The sequence below is a fragment of the Microbacterium sp. genome (assembly GCF_052102115.1).
Taxonomy (GTDB): domain Bacteria; phylum Actinomycetota; class Actinomycetes; order Actinomycetales; family Microbacteriaceae; genus Microbacterium.
Genome location: NZ_JBQDVP010000112.1, coordinates 1 through 3,438 on the forward strand (window position 1 = coordinate 1; position 3,438 = coordinate 3,438).

The window sequence follows — 3,438 nt, forward strand, 5'->3', positions numbered from 1 at the left end:
TAGGCTGTGAAAGCACTGTTCCGCGTACGAAAGGCTCGCCATGTCCGGCATCCACGACGACATCACCAGCGCGTTCGGCAACACCCCGCTGGTCCGCCTGAACCGCGTCACCGAGGGCGTCGGAGCGACCGTCCTCGCGAAGCTCGAGTATTACAACCCCGCGTCGAGCGTGAAGGACCGCATCGGCATCGCGATGATCAACGCGGCCGAGGCCGCAGGCGAGCTTAAGCCGGGCGGGACCATCGTCGAGTCCACCAGCGGGAACACGGGCATCGCCCTGGCCATGGTGGGCGCCGCCCGAGGCTACAAGGTCATCCTCACGATGCCGGCGTCGATGTCGAAGGAGCGTCGCGTACTGCTGAAGGCGTTCGGCGCCGAGATCGTGCTCACCGACCCGACCAAGGGCATGAGCGGTGCGATCGAGGAGACCAAGAGGATCGTCTCCGAGACCCCGGGCGCCGTCTGGATCAAACAGTTCGAGAACGCCGCCAACCCGAAGATCCACCGCGAGACCACGGCGCAGGAGATCCTGCGTGACACCGACGGGAAGGTCGACATCTTCGTCGCCGGCGTCGGCACCGGCGGCACCGTCACCGGCACCGGTCAGGCGCTGAAGGCGGCCAACGCCGACGTGAAGATCGTCGCCGTCGAGCCGAAGGACTCCCCCGTACTGACCGAGGGCCACCCCGGACCGCACAAGATCCAGGGCATCGGCCCGAACTTCGTGCCGGAGGTGCTCGACCGCGACGTGCTCGACGAGGTCATCGCCGTCGACTTCGACGAGTCGCTGCGCCTGGCCCGCGAACTCGCGGTGAAGGAGGGTCTGCTGGTGGGCATGTCGTCCGGTGCCGCTCTGTCAGCCGCACTGCAGGTCGCCGCGCGCCCCGAGAACGCAGGCAAGACCATCGTCGTCGTCATGCCCGACACCGGCGAACGGTACCTCTCCACGGCACTGTTCGAAGATCTGCGGGAGAGCTGAACCGCCGGAAGGCTGAATCGACCATGGGCATCATCGCTCGCATTCGCGAGGACATCGCCGCTGCGCGACTTCGTGACCCTGCGGCGCGCAGCGGCGCGGAAGTCGCCGTCCTCTACCCCGGCCTGCACGCCATTTGGGCGCATCGCGTCTCCCATGCGCTGTGGCGCCGTGGCCTGCGCTTCGCCGCACGGGCGAATTCGCAGCTCGCACGGGCCGTCACCGGGATCGAGATCCACCCCGGTGCCCGGATCGGCCGGCGCTTCTTCATCGACCACGGCTCCGGGGTCGTGATCGGCGAGACGGCCGAGGTCGGCGACGACGTCATGCTGTATCACGGCGTCACCCTCGGCGGACGCACCCGCGATGACACCGGCAAGCGGCATCCGACGCTCGCGAACGGTGTCATCGTCGGGGCGGGCGCGAAGATCCTGGGCCCGATCACGATCGGGCGGAATACGGTGATCGGCGCCAATGCCGTCGTGACGAAGGATGCTCCCGGCGACAGCATCCTCACCGGCGTGCCGGCACGCGCGCGTCGGCGCCGCGGGCACGACGACTTCAGCGATCTGCCGCTCGCGGCGGATTACTCGATCTAAGCGCCGCCGCCGACGGCCGCCAGCCGCGCCTCTTCGTCTGCGGTGATCGCCGACTCGATGATCGGGTCGAGCACCCCATCCATCACCTGGTCGAGGTTGTACGCCTTGAAGCCGGTGCGGTGGTCGGCGATCCGGTTCTCCGGGAAGTTGTAGGTGCGGATGCGCTCGGAGCGGTCCATGCCGCGGATCTGCGACTTGCGGGCGTCGGATGCTGCGGCATCCCGCTCCTCCTGCTGCTTGGCGAGCAGGCGGGCACGCAGCACGCGCATGCCGGCTTCGCGATTCTGCAACTGGGACTTCTCGTTCTGCATCGATACGACGATCCCGGTCGGCACGTGCGTGATACGCACGGCGGAGTCGGTCGTGTTGACGGACTGCCCGCCGGGGCCGGACGACCGATACACGTCGATCTTCAGATCGTTCGCATCGATCTGGAGCTCCTCCGGCTCGTCGACCTCGGGGAAGACGAGGACGCCGGTGGTCGAGGTGTGGATGCGGCCCTGCGACTCGGTGGCAGGCACGCGCTGCACGCGGTGCACACCGCCCTCGTACTTCAGGTGCGCCCACACGCCCTGTGCCGGGTCTGAGCTCGATCCCTTGATCGCGACCTGCACGTCCTTATAGCCGCCGAGGTCGGATTCGTTCCGCTCGAGCAGCTCGGTCTTCCACCCCTTGTGCGCGGCGTACTGCATGTACATGCGCAGCAGGTCGGCGGCGAACAGCGCGGATTCCGCGCCGCCCTCCCCCGCCTTGATCTCCATGATCACGTCGCGGGCGTCGTCGGGGTCGCGCGGGATGAGCAGACGGCGCAGGCGCTCCTGGGTCTGCTCGACGCTCTCCTCCAGGGCGGGGATCTCCTCGGCGAAGGCCGCGTCGTCTGCCGCGAGTTCGCGTGCCGCCTCGAGATCATCGGATGCCGTCACCCAGGATTCGTGAGCTGCGACGATCCGACTCAATTCGGCATAGCGCCGGTTGACGCGCCGAGCGCGTCCGGCATCGGCGTGCACCGCCGGGTCGGAGAGTTCCTCCTGCACCCGGCGGTGTTCGTCGATGAGCGCCTGGACGGACTCGAACACGCTGCGGTTCCGGTCGCGTCAGCTCAGCGGATGCTGTTCTCGTGGCCGTGGCTGTGACCACCGGCGACGGGAGCGGGCATCGACTTCTGCATCTGCACGAGGAACTCGACGTTCGACTGCGTCTCCTTGAGCTTGCCGAGCACGACCTCGAGGGCCTGCTGGGTGTCGAGGCCCGCGAGCGCACGACGCAGCTTCCAGGTGATCTTGACCTCGTCGGCCGACAGCAGCATCTCCTCGCGGCGCGTGGACGACGCATTGACGTCGACGGCCGGGAAGATGCGCTTGTCGGCGAGGGAGCGCGACAGGCGCAGCTCGCTGTTGCCGGTGCCCTTGAACTCCTCGAAGATGACCTCGTCCATCTTGGAGCCGGTCTCCACGAGTGCGGTGGCGAGGATCGTGAGCGATCCGCCGTTCTCGATGTTGCGGGCGGCGCCGAAGAAGCGCTTGGGCGGGTAGAGAGCGGCTGCATCCACGCCACCGGTGAGCACGCGACCCGAGGTGGGCGTGGCGATGTTGTACGCCCGGCCGAGGCGGGTGATCGAGTCGAGCAGCACGACGACGTCGCGGCCGAGCTCCACCAGACGCTTGGCACGCTCGATGGCGAGCTCGGCGACGGTGGTGTGGTCCTCTGCCGGGCGGTCGAAGGTCGAGGCGATGACCTCGCCCTTGACGGTGCGCTCCATGTCGGTGACCTCTTCGGGCCGCTCGTCCACGAGCACGACCATCAGGTGCACCTCGGGGTTGTTCTGCGCGATCGCGTTCGCGATCTGCTGCAGCACGATCGTCT

Annotated in this window: 4 protein-coding genes; 2 read left to right on the forward strand and 2 right to left on the reverse strand. The window is 67.9% G+C overall.

Going from position 1 to position 3,438, the window contains the following annotated elements; translation table 11 throughout:
- Positions 1–40 precede the first annotated feature (40 nt).
- Both cysK and epsC read left to right on the forward strand, forming a co-directional pair.
- Positions 41–979, forward strand: coding sequence for a cysteine synthase A (cysK, locus tag ACTICP_RS16135; protein ID WP_441894093.1), 939 nt, complete (start codon positions 41–43; stop codon positions 977–979).
- Between the two features lie 23 nt (positions 980–1,002).
- Entirely contained in the window at positions 1,003–1,575 is a 573-nt protein-coding gene (gene epsC, locus ACTICP_RS16140; RefSeq protein ID WP_441894095.1) for a serine O-acetyltransferase EpsC, read from the forward strand.
- Here the strand turns inward: epsC and prfA are convergent.
- Positions 1,572–2,651 carry a peptide chain release factor 1 gene (gene prfA, locus ACTICP_RS16145; RefSeq protein ID WP_441894097.1) on the reverse strand — a complete coding sequence of 360 codons (1,080 nt, stop codon included), beginning with the start codon at positions 2,649–2,651 and terminating at the stop codon, positions 1,572–1,574. The two genes, epsC and prfA, sit on opposite strands and share 4 nt — an antisense overlap.
- A gap of 23 nt (positions 2,652–2,674) precedes the next feature.
- On the reverse strand, positions 2,675–3,438 hold a 764-nt coding region (gene rho, locus ACTICP_RS16150; protein WP_441894099.1), incomplete at its 5' end, for a transcription termination factor Rho.

Coding starts and splice junctions, on each gene's coding strand:
- epsC (WP_441894095.1), top strand. CDS start 1,003: ATGGGCATCATCGCTCGCATTCGCGAGGACATCGCCGCTGCGCGACTT.
- cysK (WP_441894093.1), top strand. CDS start 41: ATGTCCGGCATCCACGACGACATCACCAGCGCGTTCGGCAACACCCCG.